Origin of the sequence: Roseovarius nitratireducens (assembly GCF_002925845.1) — a bacterium.
Lineage (GTDB): Bacteria > Pseudomonadota > Alphaproteobacteria > Rhodobacterales > Rhodobacteraceae > Roseovarius > Roseovarius nitratireducens.
Window position 1 is genome coordinate 1 of record NZ_PDNI01000087.1, and the last position, 25,045, is coordinate 25,045.

Below are 25,045 nucleotides of genomic sequence, written 5' to 3' on the forward strand. Positions count from 1 at the left end.
ACGGCGAGGACAAGCCGCTCAAGGGCGCGCGGATCGCCGGCAGCCTGCACATGACCATTCAGACCGCCGTGCTGATCGAGACGCTGGTGGAGCTGGGCGCGAGCGTGCGCTGGGCGTCGTGCAACATCTTCTCCACCCAGGATCACGCCGCGGCGGCGATCGCCGAGGGCGGCACGCCGGTCTTTGCCATCAAGGGCGAAAGCCTCGAGGAATACTGGGATTACTGCGACCGGATCTTCCGGTTTCCCGAGGGTGGCGCCAACTTGATCCTCGACGATGGCGGCGATGCCACGCTCTATATCCTGATGGGGGCCCGCGTCGAGGAGGGCGAGACCGACCTGATCGAGACGCCCACCTCGGAAGAGGAAGAGGCGCTATTCGCGCAGATTCGCAAACGCATGGCCGAAAGCCCCGGCTGGTTCGTGAAGCAGCGCCACATGATCAAGGGTGTCTCGGAAGAGACCACCACCGGCGTGCACCGGCTCTACAAGATGATGGAGAAGGGGCACCTGCCGTTCCCGGCGATCAACGTCAATGACAGCGTCACCAAGTCGAAATTCGACAACAAGTATGGCTGCAAGGAAAGCCTCGTCGACGGCATCCGCCGTGCCACCGACACGATGATGGCGGGCAAGGTTGCCGTCGTCTGCGGCTATGGCGATGTCGGCAAGGGGTCTGCCGCGAGCCTGCGCGGGGCCGGCGCGCGGGTCAAGGTGACCGAGGTCGATCCGATCTGCGCGCTTCAGGCGGCGATGGACGGCTTCGAGGTGACGGTGCTGGAAGACGTGGTCGACAGCGCCGACATCTTCATCACCACCACCGGCAACAAGGACGTGATCCGCATCGAGCACATGCGCGCGATGAAGGACATGGCGATCGTCGGCAATATTGGCCATTTCGACAATGAAATTCAGGTGGCGACGCTCAAGAACCACAAGTGGACCAACATCAAGGACCAGGTGGACATGATCGAGATGCCCTCGGGCAACCGGATCATCCTGTTGTCGGAGGGGCGGCTTCTGAACCTCGGCAACGCCACCGGGCACCCGTCCTTCGTGATGTCGGCCTCGTTCACCAACCAGGTCCTGGCGCAGATCGAGCTTTGGACCAGGGGCGAGAATTACGGCAACGAGGTCTATGTCCTGCCCAAGCACCTCGATGAAAAGGTGGCGCGCCTGCACCTGGACCGCATCGGCGTCAAACTGACCGAACTGCGCCCCGACCAGGCGGAGTATATCGGCGTGACGCCGGAAGGGCCGTTCAAGCCCGAGCATTACCGGTATTGAGGGAGGTCAAGATGATAAAACGCACACCGCATATCGTGGGCCTGGGCAATGCCCTGGTCGATGTCGTCGCCGCCGTGCCACCCGAGGTGGTCACCCGCCACGGGCTGACGCCGGGCGGGATGCACCTGGTCGAAGCCGAGGCCGCCCATGCCCTGTTCGACGAGGTCGGACCGGGCGTGCGCCAGTCCGGCGGCTCGGTCGCCAATACCATCGCGCATCTGGCCGAAACGCCGGTGCGGGGGACCTACATCGGCAAGGTTGCCGATGACGATCTTGGAGAGACCTTCCGCCAGGAAATGGTGGGACTCGAGCTGGCCGCGCCGGTCGCGGTCGTCCAGAACGACGATCACGGGACCGGGCGCTGCGTGGTCCTTGTCACCCCCGACGGCGAACGAACGATGAGCACCTACCTGGGTGCGGCGACCACGCTGATGCCCTTCGAAGCGCGCGCGGCACTGCCGGAGGATTTCGACATCCTCTTCATCGAAGGCTATATCTGGGACGCGCCGCATGGCGCGGCGGTGATCGAAACGCTGGCCCAGGTGGCCAAGGCTGCCGGGGCCACCGTGGCACTGACGCCATCGGATGCAGGTTGCGTGGAGCGAAACATCGGGGTGATGCGCAACACGGTCTCGCGCTATGTCGATGTCCTGGTCGGCAATCATGCCGAGATCGGCGCCCTGGCAGGACGCGAAGGTGCCGAGGCGGCGCTGGACTGGGCCATGTCCAAGGTCGCCGTCGCCGCGGTCACCGAGCACGAGAAGGGCTCCTGGGTGGCCGATGCGGATGGCCGGCACCACGTGCCCGCGGCACCCGTCGCGCAGGTGGTCGACAGCACCGGCGCAGGCGATGCCTATGCCAGCGGCTTCCTGGCCGGGCTGGCCCAAGGGCACCCGGTGGACCGCGCCGGGGGCATGGGCGCGCGGCTGGCGGCCAGCGTGCTGGGCCATTACGGCGCGCGCGACGGCGCTGCGGCCCGCGCCATCGCCCTTCCGGCTGCCTGAACCGGACCCGAGACTGGCCGGAGCGTCACCGCCGCTCCGGCCCCGCCGCCGCCCGCACAACCGACCCAGCGAGAGGATACCGTCATGACCGTGCAATCTCCTGTCGAAACCTTCTTCACCGAACCGCTTTCGTCGCGGGACCCGGAGGTCTGGGGCGCGATCGGCAAGGAGCTGGGCCGTCAGCGCCACGAGATCGAGTTGATCGCCTCGGAGAACATCGTCTCGGCAGCGGTGCTTGAAGCGCAGGGCAGCGTAATGACCAACAAGTACGCCGAAGGCTATCCCGGACGGCGTTATTACGGCGGTTGCCAATACGTCGACATCGCCGAGACCCTTGCCATCGAGCGTGCCTGCGAACTCTTCGGCTGCCAGTTCGCCAATGTGCAGCCCAACTCGGGCAGCCAGGCCAACCAGGGTGTCTTCCAGGCGCTGCTGAACCCCGGCGACACGATCCTCGGCATGAGCCTTGATGCCGGCGGCCACCTGACCCATGGTGCCAGGCCCAACCAGTCGGGCAAGTGGTTCAACGCCGTGCAATACGGTGTGCGCCAGCAAGACAGCCAGATCGACTACGACCAGATCCAGCAGCTGGCCACCGAACATCAGCCAAAAATGATCATCGCAGGCGGCTCGGCCATCCCGCAGCAGATCGACTTCGCCCGCATCCGCGAGATCGCCGACAGCGTGGGCGCCTGGTTGCTGGCGGATGTGGCGCATTTCGCCGGGCTGATCGCCGCGGGGGTCTACCCCGATCCCTTCCCGCATGCCCATGTGGTCACCACCACGACGCACAAGACCCTGCGTGGTCCGCGTGGCGGCATGATCCTCACCAATGACGAGGCGATTGCGAAAAGGGTCAACTCGGCCATCTTCCCCGGCATCCAGGGCGGGCCGTTGATGCATGTGATCGCGGGCAAGGCCGTGGCCTTTGGCGAGGCGCTGCGCCCGGAGTTCAAGACCTACCAGAACCAAGTGGTCAAGAACGCCCAGGCGCTGGCCAATCAGCTTATGAAGGGCGGTCTGGACATCGTCACCGGCGGCACCGAGAGCCACGTCATGCTGGTCGACCTGCGCCCCAAGGGCGTGAAGGGCAACGCCACCGAGGCGGCGCTGGAACGCGCCCAGATCACCTGCAACAAGAACGGCATCCCCTTCGACCCCGAGAAACCGACCGTGACCAGCGGCATCCGCCTGGGCACCCCGGCGGGGACCACCCGTGGCTTCGCGGAACCCGAGTTCCGCCAGATCGGCGACTGGATCGTGAAGGTCACCGACGGTCTGGCTGCCAACGGCGAGGACGGCAACGCCGCCGTTGAGTCCATGGTCGCGGCAGAGGTCGAAGCGCTCTGCGAAGCATTCCCGCTTTACCCAAACCTCTGATCGCAGGCGAGGCGTTGCAGGCAACGCAGCATCGCGGTGTCTGGCTCTGCACCGAACAGCTCCCGTAATCGGCACTGGGCGGCAGACCACCTGCCGTGATCTATTGGCAGAGAAAAATGAAACCCAAACCGATCAGCAGGTGCAAAGAGTAGCTTAAACCACGCCAGATACTGTCCAACCGATGGGGAGTAGCTCAATCGCATGGTCCGAGCGACTCGCGGCTTGTTCTGATACAAGCGTATCGGGGCGCCGCAATCTGTTACCCCAGACGTTACCCCGGAGCAGAAACGAAAAAGGCCGCTTGCGCGACCTACTTTCAAACCCTTTTTTTGGGGGCTTTGTGGCGGACCGAGGAGGATTCGAACCCCCGACCCCTTGATTCGTAGTCAAGTACTCTATCCAGCTGAGCTATCGGTCCGTCGAGGTCAGCGTTTAGACTTTGCGATGTGTCGATGCAAGGGGGAGTTGGCGGTTTTATGACGCGGTCGCGAAATTTCCCTTGGGCAGGGTGATGCGAAAACAGGTGCCGTTCTCGTCGCTGCGTTCGAGGGTCAGCGTGCCGCCGTGGCCACGCACCAGTTCGGCGGCGATCGAGAGGCCGAGCCCGGTGCCGCCACTGCTCGCGCCGCCGCGGAACGGTTCGAACAAGTGTTCGCGCGCCTTGGCCGGCAGGCCGGGGCCGGTATCCTCGACCCGGATCACCCAGTCCTGCGTATCGGCCTCGGCGGAGACGGTGACGCGGCCCGGTACGCCGGCTCTGACGATCGCCTGACGTGCGTTTCGCATAAGGTTGGTGAGCACGCGGTAGAACTGTTCGGCATCGGCGCGCAGCACCACGTCGGCGGCTACGCGGTTCTCGAATCGCACGGCGAGATCGCCCGCGGCAAGGCGTTCGCCCTCGATGGCGTCCGTCACCAGGTCGGCGAGGTTGTGACGCGCCAGTTTGGGCGCGGGCTCTTCGGCCTTGCCGTAGGCGAGGGTGGCTTCGCACAGGTGCACCGCGCGGGTCAGCGAGTTGACCAGCTTGGGGGCCATGCGCCGCACGCGGGGGTCCTCGCTCATCTCCAGCCGGTCGGTGAAGAGCTGTGCGGAGGTTAGGATGTTGCGCAGGTCGTGGCTGATCTTGGCCACGGCACTGCCTAGCTGGGCGAGGTGCTCTTTCTGCTTGAGCGCGGCGGTGAGCTGGCGTTGCAGCGAATGCAGGCTTTCCTCGGCCTCTCGCAGTTCGGTGATGCCCGAGGATGGGGTGATCACGAGGCGGGCATCCTCGGGATCGGCGGCATAGGTCTGCATGGCCCCGACCACGCGGCGGATAGGACGCACAACGAAGCATTGCACCACCACGAAGAGAAGTCCCGCCGTGATCACCGAGATGACCAGCGACAGCCACAGGATGCGCAGCCCGTAATCTATCATCGCTGTGCGCAGATCGCCGGTGTCGAGCGTGATCTCTATGAGGATTCCGCCCATGCGCACTGGCTCGCCGATCACGCGGATGACTTCTGGATCCGTTTGTGCGAGGCGGCGGAAGGCGTCCGTGATGAGGGTGACAGCCGACGGATCACGCAAGTCGAAGCTCTGCGAGACAGGCGCGGGAACCGGCGAGGAGAGGACGAGTTGGCGCGCCTCATCGCGGCGCAGTACCACGTTGAAAACCTCGGCGTTGCGCAGGAGCTCTTCCTCTAGATCGGCGGAAACCTCGCCGCCGGTCAGCAGCCCCAGCGAGGCGATCTGCGCGCGTTGTAGGCGGTCGAGCAGGAACTGTTCGCGGAACCGCGCCACGGAGGGCACGAAGATCAGCACCTCGGCCAGCATCACGAAGATGGCCGTGAGGATCAGGAACCGGCCTGAAAGCGATCTTAGCACGCGTGCCCTCCCATCAGCGGCGTCAAGGCAGCCAGCGCTGCACGAGGCGCACCACCCATTTCACCATAGCGCTATCAAAGAGCCGGGGCGAGAAATAGGCTCCGGCGACGCGCTTGTTGATTTCGCCCAGCGTGGGGTAGGGCGCGACCATGCCCGCCACGTGTTTCATCTTGAGCTTGTTGGCGATGACCAGTGCCCAGAGACTGATGAGCTCGCCCGCCTGCGCGCCCGCAATCGACGCGCCGACCGGCCGACCCCGCACGACCATCACCTTGATGAGGCCCGTGGTCTTGCGCTCGGCGATGGCGCGGTCGTTGTGGTTGTAGGGAAAGCGGAGAACCTCGAGATTGCCGCCATGTGTGTCGCGCGCCTGTGCTTCGGTAAGGCCGATATGGGCCAGTTCGGGATCGGTGTAGGTGGCCCACGGGATGTGATCGGTGCGATTTTTCGCGGGCAGACCCAGGAGCGCCTGCCGGATGATGAGACCCGCCTGGTAGCCCGCAACATGGGTGAATTGCAGCCCCCCCGCGACGTCGCCAATGGCATGTACGCGCCTGTTGCTGGTGCGCAGCGAGGCGTCCACCTTGATTCCGCGCCTTGTCGTCTCGATGCCCGCCGCCTCGAGGTTGAGCCGGTCGATGTTGGCCTTGCGCCCGACAGCCATCAGAAGGTGGCTGCCCTTGAATACACGGCCGTCCTTGGCCACGACTTCGATGGCGCCTGCCTTACCGGTTATCTCGGCGGCCAACGCCGCTTCCTCTATTGCGATGCCTTCCGCGTCGAAGCGGGCGCGCACGACCTCGACCATCTCGGGATCGTCCTGGCTCAGCACTTTCTCGCCCTCGATCACCGTGACGGCACAGCCGAGACGGCGATGCGCCTGCGCCAGTTCCATGCCGATCGGGCCACCGCCGATGACCAGCAGGTGATCCGGGCGCTCGCGCAGCTCGAAGATGGTCTCGTTGGTCTCGTATGGCACGCGGTCGAGCCCCGGAATCGGCGGCACCAGGGGCGAGGATCCGGTAGCGATGACCGTGCGCCGGGCAGAGATGACGTGGGACCCCGCGCGCACCTCGGTGGGCGAGATGAATTCACCGTATTCGCGGATCACCCGCACGCCGAGCCCCTCGAATCGCTCCTGGCTATCGACCGGCGCGATCTGCGCGATGACGTCTGCGACGTGATCCTTGGCCGCGGCGTAATCGACCTGTGGGACAACGTCGGCGATGCCGAACTGCGCGGCATTGGCCTGGGCGTGGGCGGCCTTGCCGCTTGCGATCAGCGCCTTTGAGGGCACGCATCCGAAATTGAGGCAATCGCCGCCCATCCTGTGGCCTTCGAGAAGGACGACGCTCGCCCCCATCTGCACGGCACCCGCGGCGATTGAAAGCCCGCCCGAGCCGGCCCCGATGACCAGCAGATCCGGTGTCAGTTTATGCATTCTCAAATGTCCCTTTTTCCACGGATGGCCTTGATGAGCATCGGCAGCGCGGCGAGCGCCGCAAGCCCGAGAATGGGGCCGATGATCTGTGGCTCCCACAAGAGGGAAAGATCGGGTGTGTCACCCCGATCGAACACCTCGCCAAGCCCCACGCCGATCCAGGTGAATACGATCGCCCCGGGGATGATCCCCAGCACCGTGGTGAGCACGAAGTTGCGAAACCGCACGCCCACCAGCGCCGGTAGCAGGTTGGCCACGAAGAACGGGACCGCGGGCACCAGCCGCATCAGGAACAGCACGCTGATCTCGTTGTCATGCAGGCGCTCTTTGAGCCGCTTGAGGCGGCCATCCGAGGTCTCGATCCGTGCCGCGAGGGCCGCGCCCAGCCCCCAGCGGGCGGCGAGGAAGATGGCGATCGCCCCCAGCGAGGCGGCGGTGACGTTGAACACCGTGCCCAACACGAGCCCGAAAAGAAAGCCGCCGGTGACCGAGGCCACCGCCGCGCCGGGCAGCGAGAAGGCGACGATCACCACGTAGGTGGTGATAAAGGCTGCCGTCAGCGCGGCGAAATGGCTGTCGCGAAAGGCCAGGAGCATCTCGCGATGCTCGCGCAGCGTTTCGAAGGTGATGTGCTCGCGCAAGGTGACATAGCCCACCACCGCCGCCACGAGGATAATAGCGAGCGGGACGTGGCGCACGAGGCGCCGCCCCCGGGGCGTGGGCGTGGATGAGGAGCTCTGGTTCATGAGTTCACCGGGTTTGTTCGTTCTCGCTCCTAGATGCATGGTCCGGCGCTCGCTCGCCAGTACCTTCACGAGGGGGTGATCCCGGGTGATGCGCGCCGTGGTTTCTGTAATACACCGAAGGCAGAGGGTGTCCGCGCAAATGCAGGGGAAAATCTCCGGGCGAGGGTTTGACTTGGCCGGGGAGCGTCTTTATAGAACGGGCTTCGAACACATCCGGGCTCGGTGCGATTCCTGTCGCGCGGTGCCCCGCAGAACCGGAGACGGAGCGATGAAACGCACCTTTCAACCCTCGAACCTCGTGCGCAAGCATCGTCACGGGTTTCGCGCGCGCATGGCCACCAAGGCCGGGCGCAAGATTCTCAATGCCCGCCGCGCCCGCGGCCGCAAGTCGCTGAGCGCCTGAGCGCCAGCCCTTCGACATGACCATGACACCGCCGGAGGCCCCTGACAACAAGGCAGGGAATGCGCCTCCGGCGGATTCGTCATGTCCGCGCGTTACGCTGAACGTGATGCGCAAACGCGCCGAATTCCTGGCCGCCGCGCGGGCAAAGCGGCAGGGCACCAAGACGATGATGGTGCAGGGGCGTGATCGGCGCGATGACGATCCCGGCGTCCGCGTTGGATTTACCTGTTCCAAGAAGGTGGGCAACGCCGTGGCCCGCAACCGTGCCAAGCGGCGGCTGCGCGCAGTGGCGCGTGAGATATTGCCTGCCAGTGGGCAACCGGGTTGGGATTATGTGCTGATCGGTCGGGCGGGAGAGACGGGGCAGCGCCCGTTCGATGAGTTGCGCCGCGATCTCTCCTTCGCACTCGACCGCCTGCGGGGGCGCGAATGAGCCCGCTCGCACGTCTGCTCGCGCTGCCGGTCCGGGGCTACCGGCTGGTCCTGTCGCCCTGGCTCGGCTGGTCTTGTCGCTATCAGCCCACGTGCAGCCAATACGCGCTCGACGCGCTGGAGAGCCACGGCGCATTGCGTGGCGGGTGGCTTGCACTGCGGCGGATCGCCCGGTGCAACCCCTGGGGCGGGAGCGGCTATGACCCGGTGCCGGGGGCGGGTTGCGACTGCGGCGAGAACGCCCTTTCCCCTACCCGTGATACATGCGATAGGGAGCCGCCAAACGAGACATTCACGGAGAGACGGAATGGAGATTCGCGAGGCACTCACCTTTGACGACGTCCTGCTGGTGCCCGCGGCATCCTCGGTGCTTCCCTCCGACGCCGACACGCGCACGCGCGTCACCCGCGACATCGCCCTCAACATCCCGCTACTGAGTTCGGCAATGGACACGGTGACCGAGGGGCGCATGGCCATCTCGATGGCGCAGATGGGCGGCATGGGGGTGATCCACCGCAACCTGACCGTCGAGGAACAGGCCCGCGAGGTGCGCCGCGTGAAGCGCTTCGAATCGGGGATCGTCTACAACCCGATCACGCTCCGCCCCGACCAGACGCTCGCGGATGCCAAGGCGCTCCAGGAGCGCTACAAGATCACCGGGTTCCCGGTGGTGGACGAGGGCGGGCGCGTCGTCGGCATCGTCACCAATCGCGACATGCGCTTTGCCGAGGACGAGAACACGCCGGTGAGCGTGATGATGACCTCTGACAACCTCGCCATCCTGCGCGAACCCGCCGACCGCGACGAGGCGCGCTCGCTGATGAAGGCGCGGCGCATCGAGAAGCTTCTCGTGACCGACCGCGAGGGCAAGCTCACCGGCCTGCTGACGCTGCGCGATTCCGAGCAGGCGGTGCTCAATCCCACGGCCTGCAAGGACCGGCTCGGACGCCTGCGGGTGGCCGCGGCCTCGACCGTGGGCGATGCCGGGTTCGAGCGCACGCAGGCGTTGGTGGAGGCGGGCGTCGACATGGTGGTGATCGACACTGCGCACGGCCATTCCGAGGGCGTGGCCGTGGCGGTCAAGAGGGCCAAGTCGATATCGAACGAGGTGCAGGTCGTCGCTGGCAACGTCGCCACCGCGGAGGCCACCCGCGCGCTGATCGACGCGGGCGCCGACGCGGTCAAGGTGGGGATCGGACCGGGCAGCATCTGCACCACCCGCGTGGTGGCGGGCGTGGGCATGCCGCAGCTCACCGCGATCATGGACAGCGCGGCGGCGGCGGGCGATATACCGGTGATCGCCGATGGCGGCATCAAGTTTTCTGGCGATTTCGCCAAGGCGATCGCGGCGGGGGCGTCATGCGCGATGGTGGGCTCGATGCTCGCGGGCACCGACGAGAGCCCCGGCGAGGTGATCCTCTACCAGGGCCGCTCGTTCAAGGCGTATCGTGGCATGGGCAGCCTCGGCGCGATGGCGCGTGGCTCGGCCGACCGCTACTTCCAGAAGGATGCGGCCTCGGACAAGCTGGTGCCCGAAGGGATCGAGGGACAGGTACCCTACAAGGGCCCCGCGGGCACGGTGCTGCACCAGCTTGTCGGCGGTCTGCGCGCGGCCATGGGGTATACCGGCTGTGCCACCGTGGACGAGATGCGCCACAAGTGTCGGTTCGTGCGCATCTCTGGGGCGGGTCTGAAGGAAAGCCATGTCCATGATGTGCAGATCACACGCGAGGCGCCAAATTACCGAGCAAGTTAGGTTTTTCAGACTCTTGCGGTCCGAACTTAAAGTTTCATCATGACCCCGGGCGCGCGCATTTCGGCGGCGATCACGGTTATCGACGCGGTCCGCGAAGGTGCCCCGGCGGAGCGGGCACTCACCAATTGGGCGCGCGGTGCGCGCTATGCCGGCTCCAAGGATCGGGCGGCGGTGCGCGATCACGTCTTCGCGGTGCTGCGGCGCTGGCGGTCCTGCGCGGCGCGCGGTGGCGGGGACGGCGCGCGCGCGCTCCTGATCGGGTTACTTCGCGAGCAGAGCATTGATCCCGATACACTTTTCACCGGTGAAGGGCACGCACCCACGGTGCTTTCCGATGCCGAACGCGCGGCGGGGCGTGCGCCGGACGACGCGGAGGCGCGCGACCTGCCGGATTGGCTCTGGCCGCGCTTCGAGGCCGCTCTCGACGACGGGGCGGCGCAGGCAGCCGAGATGCTGCGCCACCGCGCGCCGGTCACGCTTCGGGTCAATGCCCGGCGGATGTCGCGCTCTGCGGCGCAAGCGGCGCTGGCACGGGAGGGAATCGTCACCCGCCCGCTCGATGAGGCGAAGATGGCGCTGCATGTTCTTGAAGGTGAACGTAAAATCTCCATGTCTTCACTTTATAGGACAGGCGCGGTCGAGCTTCAGGATGCCAGCAGCCAAGCGGCGATGGAGGCGCTCGACCTGCGGCCCGGGGCGCGCGTTCTGGACTACTGCGCGGGGGGCGGCGGCAAGACGCTGGCGCTTGCCGCCTGGCTCGACGGGGAATGGTTCGCCCATGATGCCTCGGCGCGCCGCATGTCCGACCTGCCGGCCCGCGCGGCCCGGGCGGGGGCAGAGGTTCGGCTCTGTGAAACGCAAGATTTGCAAGGACTTGCGCCGTTTGATGCGGTGCTTTGCGACGTGCCGTGTTCCGGTAGCGGCACGTGGCGGCGCGGGCCGCAGGCCAAATGGAACCTGACGCCCGACGGTCTGGCGGACCTGGGTCGCATGCAACAGGATATCCTCATGCGGGCGGCGGATCTCGTCGCACCTGGCGGACGGCTCGTTTATTGCACATGTTCTATTTTTACCGAGGAAAACGAGCGCGTTATCGACCGCTTTTTATGTGGATCCGACGATTGGTTCTGTGCAACGTCGCGGCGCTGGCCGATCAGCGAGACCGGGGACGGTTTCTTTTCAATACAGCTTATTCGCGAGTCGCGTTCAGAATTGCATTCTTGACGTGTTTTTTTTGTTGCCGTTAAGTCTGCCTTAATCGTTTCGTCACAGGATCGCGCCGGAGAGGTCATGGAGCAAAAGGCGCGGCGGGTGGCATTCCTGACAATATCCGAAGAGAACTGGCAGCGCGCCGGACAGCGGCTGGCTCCGCGTGCGGGTATCCTTGGGGCGGCAGCGGCGCTCTTTGCGGCGACAGGTCTTCTGATGGGCGGCGGGCAGGCACGGTGGATGCTGACGCTCGTGGCCGCAATCCTGTTTTGCGCGGCGCTCTGGCTCTGGGTGGTCCGGTATCGCGCCGCGCGTGACAGCGCGGCGTTGCTCTCCCAGGCCGCTGGCGTTATTGAGCACGACCCGCAGCCCCTTTTGTTGTCCGGCCCCGAGGGCGCGATCATGTTCGCCAATCGCGCTGCGCGCCATGATTTCGCGACGGTAAAGGGAAGCACGCTCGCGACCCTCCTGCGCGAGCAGCTTGCCAATCCCGGCCCACTTCTGTTGCGAATGGAGTCGCGCGCCGCCGCGGTCGGCGCGGCGCGGGAGGACATGGTGACGCGTGCGGGCCACATGCGTCTCTCGGTGCACAAGGCGGGCGAGGCGCTCTACATGTGGCGCATCGAGAAATCAGCCGATCCCCCGCTCAGGGACCCCGAGGCACATCCGCTTCCAATGATGACGCTCGGGCGCAATGGCACCGTGCTCTACATGAACCCGGCGGCGCGCGATCTGATAGGCAGCCGCGTCCGCACGCTCGACGAGGTTTGCGGCACCGGGACGGTGCGATCGGGGGCCTTTTGCAAGGTTGCCACGCCGGACGAACCGCTTGATTGTCTGTATTTCGAGCGGCTTGGTATCGCCGGGCGCCGAGAGGCGTATCTCCTGCCGGGGATTGAGACCGGGCCGGGCGCGGTGGACGGCTGGGCCTTCTTCGACCATTTACCGGTTCCGCTGCTCAAGCTCGACACCGAGGGCTGTATCCGCCTGTCCAACAGGCTGGCCCGCGTGCTGCTGGGCTGTGAGGAGACAGGCGGCCTGCGGCTTGGCGAGATGCTCGAGGGGCTTGGTCGGCCGGTTGCGGACTGGATCGCCGACGCCGCCGCCGAGCGCGGGACGGTTCATCCCGAGTTCCTGCGCGTGCGGCAGGCCGAGGGCGAGAGGTTCGTGCAGGTGGCGCTCAACCGGGCGCGCGACGGTGACGAGACAGTGCTCATCGCAGTGATGACTGACGCCACGGAGCTCAAATCACTTCAGGCGCAATTCGTCCAGAGCCAGAAAATGCAGGCGATCGGCCAGCTTGCCGGGGGGATCGCGCATGATTTCAACAATCTTCTCACCGCGATCACCGGGCATTGCGACCTGATCCTGCTCCGCCACGATCCAGGAGATCAGGACTATGCCGACTTGACCCAGATCATCCAGAATGCCAACCGCGCCGCGGCACTGGTCAGCCAACTGCTCGCCTATTCGCGCAAACAGACGATGCACCCCCGCATTCTCGATCTGCGCGACACGCTTTCGGATCTCACGCACCTGCTCAACCGGCTCGTCGGGGAGCGGATAACGCTCACCCTGAGCCACGAGCCGGGCCTCGACGCGATCCGGGCAGACAAGCGCCAGTTCGAGCAGGTCATCATGAACCTGGTGGTCAATTCCCGGGACGCCATGCCCAATGGAGGGGATATCCGTATCGTGACGCAGAACATCGCGCTTGACGAGCCACTGTGCCGCGACCGCGCGGTCGTGGCCCCCGGCGAGTATGTTTCGGTCGAGGTGATAGACGAGGGTGCCGGTATTGGGCCGGACAAGCTCGACAAGGTATTCGAGCCATTCTTCACCACCAAGGGTGTCGGCAAGGGCACCGGGCTCGGCCTGTCGACGGTTTATGGCATCGTCAAGCAAAGCGGCGGCTTCATCTTCGCCGATAGCGTTGAGGGGCGGGGCACGACGTTCCGGCTGTTTTTCCCGGCTCACGCGCATTGCGAGGCCGCGCGGACGGAGGGCGGTGCGGTCTCACCCGACGCCGCGCGTGGCGCCGGGGTGATCCTGCTCGTGGAGGACGAGGTGCCGGTGCGCGCATTCGCGAGCCGTGCATTGCAACTTCGCGGCTATAGCGTGATCGAGGCAGGCTCGGCCGAGGAAGCGCTCGAAATCCTTGGCGACAGGACGCTTTCGGTGGATGTCTTCGTCACCGATGTCGTGATGCCGGGGCTGGACGGTCCGGGCTGGGTGCAAAGGGCGCTGGCCGATCGCCCGGACGTGCCCGTGGTGTTCGTCTCCGGCTATGCCGAAGAGACCTTTGGCGACGCGCAGGCGCGGTTGCCAAGGTCGGTCTTCCTGCCCAAGCCGTTTTCCCTCGACGAGCTTGTGGAGACGGTGCACCGCTTGGCGCGGAATCCGGATTTGGCCGGCACGGATACTCAGGAGTTGGGCGGCGGGGGCGGCGCGGGAGCCTCGTAGTGCCCGTCCGGACCGATCCCGTCGTAGAGCGTGAAGTCATCCGCGTACTTGCGGCGCAGTCGCCCCTCGATACGTGCGGACAGCTCGAGCGCGGACGGCGGCGAGCGATTGCAGGAGGGTGGGTCGATGGAGACACCGAGCCTCCGTTCGAGGAAGCCGCGCAACCCGTCCTGGTCCTCGTAGCGGAAAAGATGGGTGACGCGCGTGCCATTGCGTTGGGGCTCGAGGAACTTCGCCTGGCTGCCGACACGGGCGAAGGGCGGCGGATCTCCGCGGCAATAGGCGGCCACGAACTCGTCAAAGCTCTGGCCGATTGTGCTGTTGGGGCGCCCCGCAAGGGCATCGCGGCGACGATAACGGTACCAGCTTCCCAGCCAGTCGATCGGCTCGCGCATCACGGCGACCACGTCCGGATCGGCCCCGATGAAGCGTTCGATCATCGGCCGGAAGAAGCGGTTGTATCGAAACACAGGCGCGTGCTTGAGGTCGGGTGGCGCGCTGATCACCATCGCCGCATGCGGCGCGAGCGCGGCCTCGTAGGCGGTACTGCCGGTCTTGGGAACCGAGAGAAGGACAAGGTTCTGTCGAGAGAAAACGAGCAAATCCAGTGTGTCCCGATCCTGGCCGCCAGTTTCGGCATCGGCGTCAATAACTTCTTAACGTCTCGCCGGGATGCTGTCATCACCAAGATTGTCTCTTGTCATGGCGCGTGTTTTGCCCCATGAATGGGAACAATACCAGAACAAAGGCGGGCATTGCTGCCCTCCACGGGGTATGAAATAACGGAGCTACGCAATGGCAACGGCAGACCTTCTTTCAATGGACAACAAGCGTATGGCGGACAAGCAGAAGGCGCTCGACAGCGCCTTGGCACAGATCGAACGGCAATTTGGCAAGGGCTCGATCATGAAGATGGGCGGCGACAATCCCGTCGCCGACATCGAAGCCACCTCTACCGGCTCCATCGGCCTCGACATCGCACTCGGGATCGGTGGTATTCCGAAGGGGCGCGTGGTGGAAGTCTACGGACCCGAAAGCTCTGGCAAGACCACGCTCACGCTGCATTGCGTGGCCGAGGAACAGAAAAAGGGCGGTGTCTGCGCTTTCGTCGATGCCGAGCACGCGCTCGACCCGATCTATGCGCGCAAGCTCGGTGTCGATCTCGACGAGTTGCTCATCTCGCAGCCCGACACCGGCGAACAGGCGCTCGAAATTGTCGATACGCTGGTGCGCTCCGGCGCGGTTAGCCTCATCGTCGTCGATTCGGTCGCCGCACTCACCCCAAAGTCTGAACTCGAGGGTGAGATGGGCGATAGCAGCGTGGGCGTCCACGCGCGACTCATGAGCCAGGCCATGCGCAAGCTCACCGGCTCGATCAGCCGCACCAAGTGCACGGTTGTGTTCATCAACCAGATCCGCATGAAAATCGGTGTCATGTTCGGCAGTCCCGAGACCACCACGGGCGGCAATGCGCTCAAGTTCTATAGTTCAGTCCGTCTCGACATCCGTCGCATCGGTGCCATCAAGGATCGAGACGAGGTTGTCGGCAACGCAACCCGCGTTAAGGTGGTCAAGAACAAGGTCGCGCCGCCCTTCAAGCAGGTGGAATTCGATATCATGTATGGCGAGGGCATCTCCAAGACCGGGGAGCTTCTCGACATGGGCGTGAAGGCAGGCATCGTCGACAAGTCGGGGAGCTGGTTCAGCTATGGTGACGAGCGCATCGGGCAGGGCCGCGAGAATGCCAAGACATTTCTGAAGGAGAACCCGCGGGTCGCGACCGAGATCGAGGACAAGATCCGCGCGGCGCACGGGCTCGATTTCGACATGGCGGAAGAGTCCGACACCGGGCCCGTCCTCGAAGCCTGAGCGCGGGCGCGCGGCAAGGGGTTTTGGGCTGTGGACACGGGCGGCGCTGACGGCTAAATCGGCACGAACGCCCCGTTTCACAATGCCGGAAGCCCCACATCCATGCCCACGCTCAACGAGATACGCAGCGCATTCCTCGATTTCTTCGAGCGCAACGACCACCGCGTCGTCGAAAGCTCGCCATTGGTGCCGCGCAATGACCCGACGCTGATGTTCACCAACTCCGGCATGGTGCAGTTCAAGAACTGCTTCACCGGGGTCGAGCATCGCGACTACACGCGCGCCGCGACCAGCCAGAAATGCGTGCGCGCTGGCGGCAAGCACAACGATCTCGACAATGTCGGCTACACCGCACGGCATCATACGTTCTTTGAGATGCTGGGGAATTTCAGCTTCGGGGACTATTTCAAGGAGCAGGCCATCCCTTACGCTTGGGATCTGCTGACGCGCGATTTCGGGATCGATTCCTCGAAGCTGTTGGTGACGGTCTACCACACGGACGACGAGGCCGCGGATATCTGGAAGAAATACGCAGGCCTGCCCGACGAGCGGATCATCCGCATCGCGAGCGAAGACAATTTCTGGTCGATGGGGTCGACCGGACCGTGCGGGCCGTGCACCGAAATCTTCTACGATCACGGCCCCGAGGTGCCCGGCGGGCCACCGGGCAGCCCCGATGAGGATGGCGACCGCTTCATCGAGATATGGAACCTCGTGTTCATGCAGAACGAGCGGTTCGAGGACGGCTCGATGCGCCCGCTCGACATGCAGTCCATTGATACCGGCATGGGGCTCGAGCGGATCGGCGCGCTGTTGCAGGGCAAGCACGACAACTACGACACCGACCTGATGCGCAGCCTGATCGAGGCGAGCGCGCACGCCACGAGCGCAGATCCCGACGGACCGGGCCGCGTGCATCACCGGGTGATCGCGGATCACCTGCGCTCGACTTCGTTCCTCATCGCCGACGGCGTGATGCCCTCGAACGAGGGGCGCGGCTACGTGCTGCGCCGGATCATGCGCCGCGCCATGCGCCATGCGCACATGCTGGGCGCCAAGGAGCCGGTGATGCACCGGCTGGTGCCCGCGCTGGTGGCGCAGATGGGGCAGGCATTCCCGGAGCTGGGCCGCGCGCAGGCGCTTATCACCGAGACGTTGCGCCTCGAGGAGACGCGGTTTCGCCAGACGCTGGAGCGTGGTTTGCGGCTTCTGGAGGATGAGCTGGGCCACGTGCCGGATGGCGCGGCCCTCCCCGGTCAGGCGGCGTTCCGGCTCTATGATACGTTCGGGTTCCCGCTCGACCTGACGCAAGACGCGCTGCGCGAGCAGGGGCGGGAGGTCGATCTTGCGGGTTTCGAGGCGGCGATGGCCGAACAGAAGGCCAAGGCGCGCGCCGCGTGGGCCGGGTCGGGAGAGACCGCTGATCAGCAGGTGTGGTTCGACATTGCCGAGACCCACGGGGTCACGGAGTTTCTTGGCTACGAGACCGAGCGCGCCGAGGGGCGCATCCTGACGTTGGTGGCCGATGGCACCGAGATTGCGGAGGCCGCGCCTGGCACGCGCGTGCAGATCGTGCTCAACCAGACGCCGTTTTATGCCGAGGCCGGCGGGCAGGTCGGCGACACAGGGGTGATCGAGACCGAGAGCGGCCGCGCCCGGGTGAGCGACTGCAAGAAGGTGGCAGGCGTGTTCGTGCACATGGCCGAGGTCGAGACCGGCGAGATCAAGGCGGGCGAGGCGGCGCGGCTCGAGGTCGATCACGAGCGGCGCAGCACCATCCGCGCCAATCACTCCGCCACGCACCTTCTGCACGAGGCGTTACGGCGCGCGCTTGGGCCACACGTTGCGCAGCGCGGCAGCCTCAACGCGCCGGACCGGCTGCGTTTCGACTTTTCTCATGCCAAGGCGCTCGATCCCGACGATCTTTCCCGCGTCGAGGCCGAGGTTAACGCCTTCATCCGCCAGAACAGCCCCGTGGAGACGCGGATCATGACCCCGGACGACGCCCGTGCCATCGGCGCGCAGGCGCTTTTCGGCGAGAAGTACGGTGACGAGGTCCGGGTGGTCTCGATGGGGTGGTTGGACGGCTCCGGCAAGGGCACGGACGGGACGACCTACTCGATCGAGCTGTGCGGCGGCACCCATGTGCGACGGACCGGCGACATCGGTGCTTTCAAGATACTTTCGGAGAATGCCTCTTCAGCGGGTGTAAGAAGAATTGAAGCCGTCACCGGTGCTGATGTGATATCTGACGTGCAGCGTCATTACGAAATCTTGGATGAAGTTTGTCTGGCGCTGAACACCCTGCCTGAAGACCTTCCCGCGCGTGTGAGTCGACTTCGTCAAGAACGCCGGGCGCTGGCCAACGAGGTGGCGCAGCTGCGCCGCGAGCTGGCGATGACGGGCGGTGCCGCGGGGGATGCCGGTCCGGAACCGCGGGAGGTGGGCGGTGTCACCTTCCTTGCGCAGGTGCTCTCGGGTGTGCAGGGACGCGACCTGCCGCCGCTCATCGACGAACACAAGGCGCGCCTTGGCAGCGGTGCCATCTTGCTTATTGCCGATACCGGCGGCAAGGTGGCGGTGGCGGCGGGCGTGACCGCCGATCTTGCAGGCCGCGTTTCGGCCGTGGACCTCGTGCGCGCGGCGGTGCCCGCGCTCGGCGGCAAGGGCGGCGGCGGTCGTCCCGACATGGCGCAGGGCGGTGGCAGCGATATCGGCGGCGCCGAGGCGGCGATCACCGCGGCGGAGGAGGTTCTGGCCTCCTGAGGAGGGGGAATGAGCGTCTATATCATCGGTCGGATCACCATCACCGATCCGCAGGACTATGCCGCCTATGCCGAGCAGACCGAGGCGCTGGCACGCAAGTTTGGTGGCCGGTTCCTGGCGAAGGGCGGGGCACAGACCGTGATCGAGGGCAATTGCCCCGACCGGCACGTCATTATCGAGTTTCCCGACCGTCAATCCGCCCTCGACTGGTACAACTGCGCCGAATATCGCCGTATCCTGCCGCTCGCCCTGTCGGCGGCGAACCGTGACCTTGTGATCGTCGACGGCGTCTGACCACACCACCACGCCCTGTGAAAGGACACCCCCATGCCCGCACTCTGGATCGCCCATGTCACCGTCACCGATGACGCGGCCTATGGCCGCTACGCCGCGCTGGCCGGACCGGCGATCGCCGCCCACGGGGGCGAGTTCCTCGCGCGCGGAGGGCGGTATGTGCAACTCGAGGGCAAGGATCGCCCCCGAAACGTGGTGGCCCGCTTTCCCAGCCTCGAGGCGGCCGAGGCGTGCTATCACAGCCCCGAATACCAGGAGGCGCTAGACCACGCGCGCGGCGCGTCGGAGCGGGAATTGCTGATTGTCGAAGTGACCGACTGATCGCGTCACGGACGCTCATAGTCCAGGCGGACGCGGCCTTCCATTACATCGTCGATATAGGCGCAGGCATCCGGGCGCTGATTGAGGTGAATCCATGCCCAGGTCATGAAAGTATCGGGCGCCATGAAGAGAACGACCGGGTTCAGGAAATCCCGCGAGATTTTCTTGGCCTTATCGAGGCCGGTCTCGAAGATGGTGATATCGGCTTCGGGCAGCGACATGACCTGCATGTTATAGGCTACATATTCGCTGGCGGTGATGCAGCTTCCGAACGGGCAGGGTACCTCGTCAAAGGCGGCGTGGGCCAGCTCATGGAGGATGATACTCCGAAAGAATACCTCGGGTGACACATGAGAGAGGTTGCTGTCGGAGAGGCGCATTGACTGCATGACTTCGGGCATGGGGATTTCAATTTTATCCTCGCCGCAATAATAAAGGCCCAGACATTTTTCGGGCATCTCGGTCACGAGTTCGATGCGTATCCGCCGTGTCTCGGAGATGGGCACGTTACAGGCAGCCAGCTTCTCTGCCGACTCGCGCGCGAAGGCACATACTTTCTGTGCCAGGGCGTCGTCATCGCTCAGGACCTCGAAGCGTGGATCGGGACATTCCAAAGGCTCCGCTCCCGCCGGGGTGCCGGCTAGCAGTACCGCGATCACGATCCATCCAAGCCATCCCGGCATCTGTACCTCCCGCGCGCATCGGCTGAGAGTGGCCCGGACCGCGCGCTGGTGGCAAGCATGTCAACTGGCACAGGCGAAGGCCTGCCCTACGTCCCGTGTCGTGTATCTGAGAGAGAGAGCGATGCGACCACTCCTCGTTATTCTTGATCCTGCGGTGGCCAGCGGCCCTCGTAGCCGAGGACATTGAGGCATTGAAGTAGCCCGCTGTCATCGCGCCCTGAGCCGCGCGTCTCAGCCCTGCTTGGCGGCGCGCTTGCGCTCGTGCGGATCGAGGTGGCGCTTGCGCAGGCGGATCGCGTTCGGCGTTACCTCCACCAACTCGTCATCGTTGATATAGGCGATCGCCTCTTCCAGGCTGAGGGTGATCGGCGTGGTCAGGCGCACCGCCTCGTCGGTGCCGGAGGCCCGCACGTTGGTCAGCTTCTTGCCCTTGAGCGGATTGACCTCGAGATCGTTTTCACGGCTGTGCTCGCCGATGATCATTCCCTCGTACACCTTGGCCTGCGCGCCAATGAACATGCGCCCGCGTTCCTCGAGATTCCATAACGCGTAGGCCACCGCCTCGCCCGATTCCATCGAGATGAGCACGCCTGCGCGCCGCCCGGGAATCGGCCCGCGATGCGGCACCCAGCCGTGAAAGACGCGGTTGAGCACGCCGGTACCGCGGGTGTCGGTCAGAAACTCGCCGTGATAACCAATCAGCCCGCGCGACGGCACATGCGCCACGATCCGCGTTTTGCCCGCGCCGGAGGGCTTCATCTCGGCCAGTTCGCCCTTGCGCGGGCCGGTGATCTTCTCGATCACCGCGCCGGTGAATTCGTCGTCTACGTCGATGGTGACTTCCTCGACCGGCTCCAGCCGCTCGCCGTTCTCGCCCTCGCGCATCAGCACCTGCGGGCGCGTGATCGAAAGCTCGAACCCTTCGCGGCGCATATTCTCGATCAGCACGCCCATCTGCAATTCGCCGCGGCCCGCCACGTCGAAGGCTTCGCCGCCGGGGGTGTCGCTGACCTTGATGGCGACGTTCGACTCAGCCTCTTTCATCAGGCGTTCGCGGATCACGCGGCTCTGCACCTTCTTGCCGTCGCGACCGGCGAGCGGGCTGTCATTGATGCCGAAAGTGACCGAGATGGTGGGCGGGTCGATAGGCTGGGCCGCGATCGGCGTATCGACGGCAAGCGCGCAGATCGTATCGGCCACGGTAGCCTTGGACATGCCGGCGATGGTGACGATGTCGCCGGCGTTTGCCTCGTCGATATCCTGGCTGGCGAGGCCGCGGAATGCCTGAATGCGGCTCACGCGGAACTGTTCGATCTTCTGGCCGATGCGGCTGAGGGCCTGAACGGTCTGGCCTACCTTTAGCCGTCCCGATTCGACGCGACCGGTGAGGATACGCCCGACGAAAGGATCGGCCCCAAGCGTGGTGGCGAGCATGCGGAAATCATCGTTCGCCTGGGCGAGTTGCTTTGGCGCGGGAACGTGGTTGACGATCAGATCGAACAGTGCCGAGAGATCGCGGCGCGGCCCGTCGAGCGCGTGATCTGCCCAGCCGTTGAGCCCCGAGGCGTACATATGCGGGAAATCGAGCTGATCGTCGTTGGCGTCGAGGCTGGCGAAGAGGTCGAATACCTCGTTGAGTACGCGGTCGGGCTCGGCGGCGGGCTTGTCGGCCTTGTTGAGCACCACGATCGGGCGCAGCCCGAGCCGCAGCGCCTTGGAGGTTACGAACTTGGTCTGTGGCATCGGCCCTTCGGCGGCATCGACGAGCAGCACGACTCCATCGACCATGCTCAGGATGCGTTCGACCTCGCCACCGAAATCGGCGTGTCCGGGGGTGTCGACGATGTTGATGCGGGTACCTTTCCAGACCACCGAGGTGGGCTTGGCGAAGATGGTGATGCCGCGCTCGCGTTCGAGGTCGTTGCTGTCCATCGCGCGCTCGTCCACGGCCTGCCCGGCGCGAAAGGCACCGGACTGTTTGAGCAACTCGTCCACGAGCGTGGTCTTGCCGTGGTCGACATGGGCGATGATGGCGATATTACGCAAATCCATTGGGCGTTGTCCTGATCCTGTTCCGCATGCGCCTTAGACGCCGCGACGCAGAATGACCAGAGGCAAAGCGGCGCGGATGCGCGCGGGATCAGAACGGGATCTCGTCATCCATGTCGCCGGACGGGCGCCCGGCCGGGGCACCGCCACCGTAATCGCCGCTTCCCTGGTCCTGGTCCCGGTCGCTCCCATAGCCACCGCCTCCGCCGCCGCTGTCGCCGCGGCCGTCCAGCATCGTCAGTTCGCTGCGGTAGGGCCGCAGCACCACCTCGGTGCTGTAACGGTCTTGCCCGGACTGGTCCTGCCATTTGCGGGTTTCCAACTGGCCCTCGATATAGACCTTGGAGCCCTTGCGCAGGTATTGCTCGGCCACGCGTGCCAGCGGCTCGGAAAAGATCGCGACCGAATGCCATTCGGTCTTTTCGCGGCGCTCGCCGGTGTTGCGGTCCTTCCATGTCTCGGAGGTGGCGATGCGCAGGTTGCACACCTTGCCCCCGTTCTGGAAAGTGCGGGTCTCCGGGTCGCGGCCCAGGTTGCCGATAAGGATCACCTTGTTTACGGAGCCGGCCATCGCGCCCTCCTTGTTCTCGCTGTTGCGCCTTGTCCCCGGTTACACCACCGCAACAGCGTGAAGGAAAGGTTAAAATTTGCGTTCCGGCGGCGATTTCCCGCGCTGGTGACAGCCCATTTCGGAAAAGGCTCGAAAATCCTGCGGAATTCTGTATTTTCCGGTCGGAAATGGATCGGGGGATCAAAAGTGATGCGTTGGATTGGGGTGGCGCTGCTCGTCGTGCTGGCCGGGCCGCAGCAGGGTTTTGCGGAAACGCTCTCGACCAAGGGGCGGATCGATGTGTTCCAGTCGCAGGCGCGCGTCCTCGACCGGCGGAAGCGGCAAGAGCGCAAGAGCGCCATAAGGCTCGAGCGTCCGGGCTTTGTCACGCCGACGATGTGGGGCGATCTCTCGCCGTCACCGCAGTTTCGCGGGGCCTATCGCGGCCCTTATCTTGACATGGCCAAGCAGGCGGCGCGCCGTCACGGCATCCCCGAGAGCCTGTTCCTGCGGCTGGTGCAGCAGGAATCGGGTTGGCGGGCTGACGCCGTGTCGCACAAGGGTGCGCTCGGGCTGGCGCAGCTCATGCCGCAGACGGCACGGTTGCTGGGCGTCAACCCCCGCGATCCGCGGCAGAATCTCGAGGGCGGTGCGCGGTACCTGGCTGCACAGCACCGCAAGTTCGGCTCGTGGCGGCTGGCGCTGGCGGCGTATAACGCAGGGCCGCAGGCGGTAGAGAAATACGGCGGCGTGCCCCCCTACAAGGAGACGCGCAATTACGTGCGGGTGATCCTCGGGAGCTGATCCGCGCGCGGTCAGGCGGCGAAACCGATCCGGTACAGATGGATTTCGTGGGCTGGATGCTTGGCGGCATTCACGAGCCGCCCGTTGTGATGATTGTGCAGATCCCGCCAGTAGGGCTGGATGATGACCCCCTCCTCGCGCAGAATCGACTGAAGCCGTGCCATAACCCGGCGGCGTTCGTCGGCATCGAAGAGGGCATTGGCCTCGTCGAGCAGCGCATCAAACTCGGCATTGGCAAAGCCCGTCTCGTTCCACGCCGCGTTCGAGCGGTAGGCCAGCCCGAGCACCTGCACGGCGAGAGGGCGGTGATTCCACTGGGTGCCGGAGAACGGGTACTTGCGCCAGTTGGCCCAGAAGCTCGCCCCCGGCACGATGCGCCGCTCTACCCTGAGGCCGGCATCGCGAAGCTGCGCCGCGACCGCGTCGCCGCTGTAGCGCTGCCATTCGTCATCGAGGGTAACCAGCTCGTGCTTGTAGCCCATGAGCCCCGCCTCGGTCACGAGGCGGCGCGCCTCTGCCGGGTCGTAGGGCACCGGACCGAGATCGGCATGCGCGGGCTGCAGCGGGCTCACGTGATCGTTGTTGGCGACCGTGCCGCGCCCTTCGTAGCCGAGCTCGAGACAGATCGCGTTATCCACTGCCAGTGCCAGCGCGCGGCGCACGCTCCGGCGGGCATAGGGGTTGGTGCCGACCATGCGCGCGTTCTGCGCACCGCGAAACACGATGGTGGCGGCGCTCTCGACGCGGGTCGCGGTCCAGCCGATGGCGTCCATCGCCGGGATAAAGGCACCGACGCTCTCGTAGAGCAGGTCGATCTCATCCGCCTCGGCGGCGGCAAGCCAGGTCGTCGGGTTGGTTCCGAGGTCGATGAATTCCACCCGATCAAGCCACGGTCCGCCGAACACCTCTGTTCCCCACCAGTTGTGATCGCGGTTGTGCTCGAGAACGCAGTGCTCGCCCACCCTTAGGCTGACCGGGCGAAACGGACCCGTGCCGATGCCATGCGCGAAGGGATCGCCGCCAGCATAGCTTTGATGCACGATTGCCGAAGGGTAATCCGACATGCCGGCGACCAGCGTGATGTCGGGGCGGTTGAGCCGCAGGGTGACCGTGAGCGGATCGGTGATCTCGATCGCACCCTCGCGCACCTGCCCGGTGGCGAAATCGATCAGCGCAGAGAACCGGCTGGCCATCGAATTGCCCGGCGCGGTGCTGTCGCACCAGCGTGCGATATTGTGCGCGACATCGGCGGCGGTGAACGCATCGCCATTGTTCCAGCGCACGCCGGGGCGCAGGTGCAGCACGTAGCGGGTGGCGTCGGCACTGACGTCCCAACCCTCTAGCAACAAGCCGCGAAAGGTGCCGTCGCGGCGGTATTCCACCAGGTATTCGAGAAAACCGCGGACCTGGTTGCCCATCTCGCTCCAGTCGAAGCTGCGCGGATCCCCGAGCGGCTTTACATTCTGCTGGATGCGCAACGTGCCGCCCTGCGCGATGCCTGTTTCCGCGCGCACCGATCCCGGCAATCCTGCGAGCGACAACGCCGCGCCCGCCCCCAGCCCGAGCGCGGTGGCATGGCCGAGAAATGCGCGTCGTCCCATCCGGCCCGCGCATAGATCGTCGCACAGCGTGGCGAGACCGGGGTGATGGGGCGGGACAGGGCGCGGCATGGCAGGATTCTCTCGCTTGGGACCGCTTCCATTAGAGCCCGGCGCGCCTGCGC

At 65.3% G+C, this 25,045-nt stretch carries 22 protein-coding genes and 1 tRNA gene; 14 read left to right on the forward strand and 9 right to left on the reverse strand.

All coding sequences use genetic code 11. The annotated features are described in order from the left end of the window. The 3 genes from ahcY to glyA all read left to right on the forward strand — a co-directional run. Nucleotides 1-1,286: adenosylhomocysteinase (ahcY, locus tag CRJ03_RS18870; RefSeq protein ID WP_104018141.1), on the forward strand; the 1,286-nt coding region annotated here is incomplete at its 5' end. An 11-nt stretch (nt 1,287-1,297) separates the two neighbouring features. After that, complete coding sequence (locus CRJ03_RS18875; RefSeq protein ID WP_104020413.1) at nt 1,298-2,290, forward strand: adenosine kinase; 993 nt, start codon at nt 1,298-1,300, stop codon at nt 2,288-2,290. A gap of 84 nt (nt 2,291-2,374) precedes the next feature. Beyond that, complete coding sequence (gene glyA / locus CRJ03_RS18880) at nt 2,375-3,670, forward strand: serine hydroxymethyltransferase (RefSeq protein ID WP_104020414.1); 1,296 nt, start codon at nt 2,375-2,377, stop codon at nt 3,668-3,670. A gap of 341 nt (nt 3,671-4,011) precedes the next feature. Here glyA and CRJ03_RS18885 read toward each other — a convergent pair. The 4 genes from CRJ03_RS18885 to CRJ03_RS18900 form a co-directional block, all read right to left on the reverse strand. Further along, nucleotides 4,012-4,088: transfer RNA gene (locus tag CRJ03_RS18885), tRNA-Arg, on the reverse strand. 56 nt (nt 4,089-4,144) lie between these two features. Further along, complete coding sequence (locus tag CRJ03_RS18890; RefSeq protein WP_104020415.1) at nt 4,145-5,536, reverse strand: sensor histidine kinase; 1,392 nt, start codon at nt 5,534-5,536, stop codon at nt 4,145-4,147. Nucleotides 5,537-5,558: 22 nt separating this feature from the next. Continuing rightward, the gene (locus CRJ03_RS18895; protein WP_104020416.1) at nt 5,559-6,977 is read right to left on the reverse strand and encodes a dihydrolipoyl dehydrogenase family protein; all 1,419 of its coding nucleotides are present in this window, start codon (nt 6,975-6,977) and stop codon (nt 5,559-5,561) included. Nucleotides 6,978-6,979: 2 nt separating this feature from the next. Continuing rightward, nucleotides 6,980-7,723: a TVP38/TMEM64 family protein gene (locus tag CRJ03_RS18900; protein WP_104020417.1), complete on the reverse strand. Its 744-nt coding sequence runs from the start codon at nt 7,721-7,723 to the stop codon at nt 6,980-6,982. A 268-nt stretch (nt 7,724-7,991) separates the two neighbouring features. Between CRJ03_RS18900 and rpmH the strand changes: the two genes are divergently transcribed. From rpmH to CRJ03_RS18930, 6 genes are all read left to right on the forward strand, one after another. Further along, complete coding sequence (gene rpmH, locus CRJ03_RS18905; protein WP_104020418.1) at nt 7,992-8,126, forward strand: 50S ribosomal protein L34; 135 nt, start codon at nt 7,992-7,994, stop codon at nt 8,124-8,126. 22 nt (nt 8,127-8,148) lie between these two features. After that, entirely contained in the window at nt 8,149-8,559 is a 411-nt protein-coding gene (rnpA, locus tag CRJ03_RS18910; RefSeq protein ID WP_104020419.1) for a ribonuclease P protein component, read from the forward strand. Further along, entirely contained in the window at nt 8,556-8,894 is a 339-nt protein-coding gene (gene yidD, locus CRJ03_RS18915; protein ID WP_104020420.1) for a membrane protein insertion efficiency factor YidD, read from the forward strand. Before rnpA ends, yidD begins: the two co-directional genes overlap by 4 nt. Next, nucleotides 8,866-10,314: an IMP dehydrogenase gene (gene guaB / locus CRJ03_RS18920; protein ID WP_104020421.1), complete on the forward strand. Its 1,449-nt coding sequence runs from the start codon at nt 8,866-8,868 to the stop codon at nt 10,312-10,314. The genes yidD and guaB overlap by 29 nt, the downstream gene beginning before the upstream one ends. Before the next feature lie 39 nt (nt 10,315-10,353). Then, the gene (locus CRJ03_RS18925; RefSeq protein WP_104020422.1) at nt 10,354-11,538 is read left to right on the forward strand and encodes an RsmB/NOP family class I SAM-dependent RNA methyltransferase; all 1,185 of its coding nucleotides are present in this window, start codon (nt 10,354-10,356) and stop codon (nt 11,536-11,538) included. A gap of 66 nt (nt 11,539-11,604) precedes the next feature. Then, a complete protein-coding gene (locus CRJ03_RS18930) occupies nt 11,605-13,986 on the forward strand; it encodes an ATP-binding protein (RefSeq protein WP_104020423.1) in 2,382 nt (793 codons plus the stop codon). Here CRJ03_RS18930 and CRJ03_RS18935 read toward each other — a convergent pair. Continuing rightward, the gene (locus CRJ03_RS18935; protein ID WP_104020424.1) at nt 13,947-14,588 is read right to left on the reverse strand and encodes a gamma-glutamyl kinase; all 642 of its coding nucleotides are present in this window, start codon (nt 14,586-14,588) and stop codon (nt 13,947-13,949) included. The genes CRJ03_RS18930 and CRJ03_RS18935 overlap by 40 nt on opposite strands. Nucleotides 14,589-14,781: 193 nt before the next feature. Between CRJ03_RS18935 and recA the strand changes: the two genes are divergently transcribed. From recA to CRJ03_RS18955, 4 genes are all read left to right on the forward strand, one after another. Then, entirely contained in the window at nt 14,782-15,855 is a 1,074-nt protein-coding gene (gene recA, locus CRJ03_RS18940) for a recombinase RecA (RefSeq protein ID WP_104020425.1), read from the forward strand. A gap of 102 nt (nt 15,856-15,957) precedes the next feature. Then, nucleotides 15,958-18,621 carry an alanine--tRNA ligase gene (gene alaS, locus CRJ03_RS18945; protein WP_104020426.1) on the forward strand — a complete coding sequence of 888 codons (2,664 nt, stop codon included), beginning with the start codon at nt 15,958-15,960 and terminating at the stop codon, nt 18,619-18,621. Between the two features lie 9 nt (nt 18,622-18,630). Further along, complete coding sequence (locus CRJ03_RS18950; RefSeq protein WP_104020427.1) at nt 18,631-18,915, forward strand: DUF1330 domain-containing protein; 285 nt, start codon at nt 18,631-18,633, stop codon at nt 18,913-18,915. Between the two features lie 33 nt (nt 18,916-18,948). Then, nucleotides 18,949-19,236 carry a DUF1330 domain-containing protein gene (locus CRJ03_RS18955; RefSeq protein ID WP_104020428.1) on the forward strand — a complete coding sequence of 96 codons (288 nt, stop codon included), beginning with the start codon at nt 18,949-18,951 and terminating at the stop codon, nt 19,234-19,236. Nucleotides 19,237-19,241: 5 nt separating this feature from the next. Here CRJ03_RS18955 and CRJ03_RS18960 read toward each other — a convergent pair whose 3' ends face one another. The 3 genes from CRJ03_RS18960 to ssb form a co-directional block, all read right to left on the reverse strand. Then, nucleotides 19,242-19,919, reverse strand: coding sequence for a DUF6639 family protein (locus tag CRJ03_RS18960; protein ID WP_104020429.1), 678 nt, complete (start codon nt 19,917-19,919; stop codon nt 19,242-19,244). 231 nt (nt 19,920-20,150) lie between these two features. Continuing rightward, nucleotides 20,151-21,971, reverse strand: coding sequence for a translational GTPase TypA (gene typA / locus CRJ03_RS18965; RefSeq protein WP_104020430.1), 1,821 nt, complete (start codon nt 21,969-21,971; stop codon nt 20,151-20,153). An 88-nt stretch (nt 21,972-22,059) separates the two neighbouring features. After that, a complete protein-coding gene (ssb, locus tag CRJ03_RS18970) occupies nt 22,060-22,539 on the reverse strand; it encodes a single-stranded DNA-binding protein (RefSeq protein WP_104020431.1) in 480 nt (159 codons plus the stop codon). 189 nt (nt 22,540-22,728) lie between these two features. On the opposite strand from ssb, the gene CRJ03_RS18975 reads away from it, so the two are divergent. Continuing rightward, nucleotides 22,729-23,322, forward strand: coding sequence for a lytic transglycosylase domain-containing protein (locus CRJ03_RS18975; protein WP_104020432.1), 594 nt, complete (start codon nt 22,729-22,731; stop codon nt 23,320-23,322). Nucleotides 23,323-23,333: 11 nt separating this feature from the next. Here the strand turns inward: CRJ03_RS18975 and CRJ03_RS18980 are convergent, their stop codons facing one another. Further along, nucleotides 23,334-24,992, reverse strand: a complete 1,659-nt coding sequence (locus CRJ03_RS18980; RefSeq protein WP_240611723.1) for an ABC transporter substrate-binding protein — start codon at nt 24,990-24,992, stop codon at nt 23,334-23,336. Between the last annotated feature and the right edge of the window lie 53 nt (nt 24,993-25,045).

What these genes read in the sequence shown, in the direction of transcription:
- CRJ03_RS18875 (WP_104020413.1), top strand. Translation starts at nt 1,298, where the DNA reads ATGATAAAACGCACACCGCATATCGTGGGCCTGGGCAATGCCCTGGTC.
- glyA (WP_104020414.1), top strand. Translation starts at nt 2,375, where the DNA reads ATGACCGTGCAATCTCCTGTCGAAACCTTCTTCACCGAACCGCTTTCG.
- CRJ03_RS18895 (WP_104020416.1), bottom strand. Translation starts at nt 6,977, where the DNA reads ATGCATAAACTGACACCGGATCTGCTGGTCATCGGGGCCGGCTCGGGC.
- CRJ03_RS18900 (WP_104020417.1), bottom strand. Translation starts at nt 7,723, where the DNA reads ATGAACCAGAGCTCCTCATCCACGCCCACGCCCCGGGGGCGGCGCCTC.
- rpmH (WP_104020418.1), top strand. Translation starts at nt 7,992, where the DNA reads ATGAAACGCACCTTTCAACCCTCGAACCTCGTGCGCAAGCATCGTCAC.
- rnpA (WP_104020419.1), top strand. Translation starts at nt 8,149, where the DNA reads ATGACACCGCCGGAGGCCCCTGACAACAAGGCAGGGAATGCGCCTCCG.
- yidD (WP_104020420.1), top strand. Translation starts at nt 8,556, where the DNA reads ATGAGCCCGCTCGCACGTCTGCTCGCGCTGCCGGTCCGGGGCTACCGG.
- guaB (WP_104020421.1), top strand. Translation starts at nt 8,866, where the DNA reads ATGGAGATTCGCGAGGCACTCACCTTTGACGACGTCCTGCTGGTGCCC.
- CRJ03_RS18925 (WP_104020422.1), top strand. Translation starts at nt 10,354, where the DNA reads ATGACCCCGGGCGCGCGCATTTCGGCGGCGATCACGGTTATCGACGCG.
- CRJ03_RS18930 (WP_104020423.1), top strand. Translation starts at nt 11,605, where the DNA reads ATGGAGCAAAAGGCGCGGCGGGTGGCATTCCTGACAATATCCGAAGAG.
- recA (WP_104020425.1), top strand. Translation starts at nt 14,782, where the DNA reads ATGGCAACGGCAGACCTTCTTTCAATGGACAACAAGCGTATGGCGGAC.
- alaS (WP_104020426.1), top strand. Translation starts at nt 15,958, where the DNA reads ATGCCCACGCTCAACGAGATACGCAGCGCATTCCTCGATTTCTTCGAG.
- CRJ03_RS18950 (WP_104020427.1), top strand. Translation starts at nt 18,631, where the DNA reads ATGAGCGTCTATATCATCGGTCGGATCACCATCACCGATCCGCAGGAC.
- CRJ03_RS18955 (WP_104020428.1), top strand. Translation starts at nt 18,949, where the DNA reads ATGCCCGCACTCTGGATCGCCCATGTCACCGTCACCGATGACGCGGCC.
- CRJ03_RS18960 (WP_104020429.1), bottom strand. Translation starts at nt 19,919, where the DNA reads ATGCCGGGATGGCTTGGATGGATCGTGATCGCGGTACTGCTAGCCGGC.
- typA (WP_104020430.1), bottom strand. Translation starts at nt 21,971, where the DNA reads ATGGATTTGCGTAATATCGCCATCATCGCCCATGTCGACCACGGCAAG.
- ssb (WP_104020431.1), bottom strand. Translation starts at nt 22,539, where the DNA reads ATGGCCGGCTCCGTAAACAAGGTGATCCTTATCGGCAACCTGGGCCGC.
- CRJ03_RS18975 (WP_104020432.1), top strand. Translation starts at nt 22,729, where the DNA reads ATGCGTTGGATTGGGGTGGCGCTGCTCGTCGTGCTGGCCGGGCCGCAG.
- CRJ03_RS18980 (WP_240611723.1), bottom strand. Translation starts at nt 24,992, where the DNA reads ATGCCGCGCCCTGTCCCGCCCCATCACCCCGGTCTCGCCACGCTGTGC.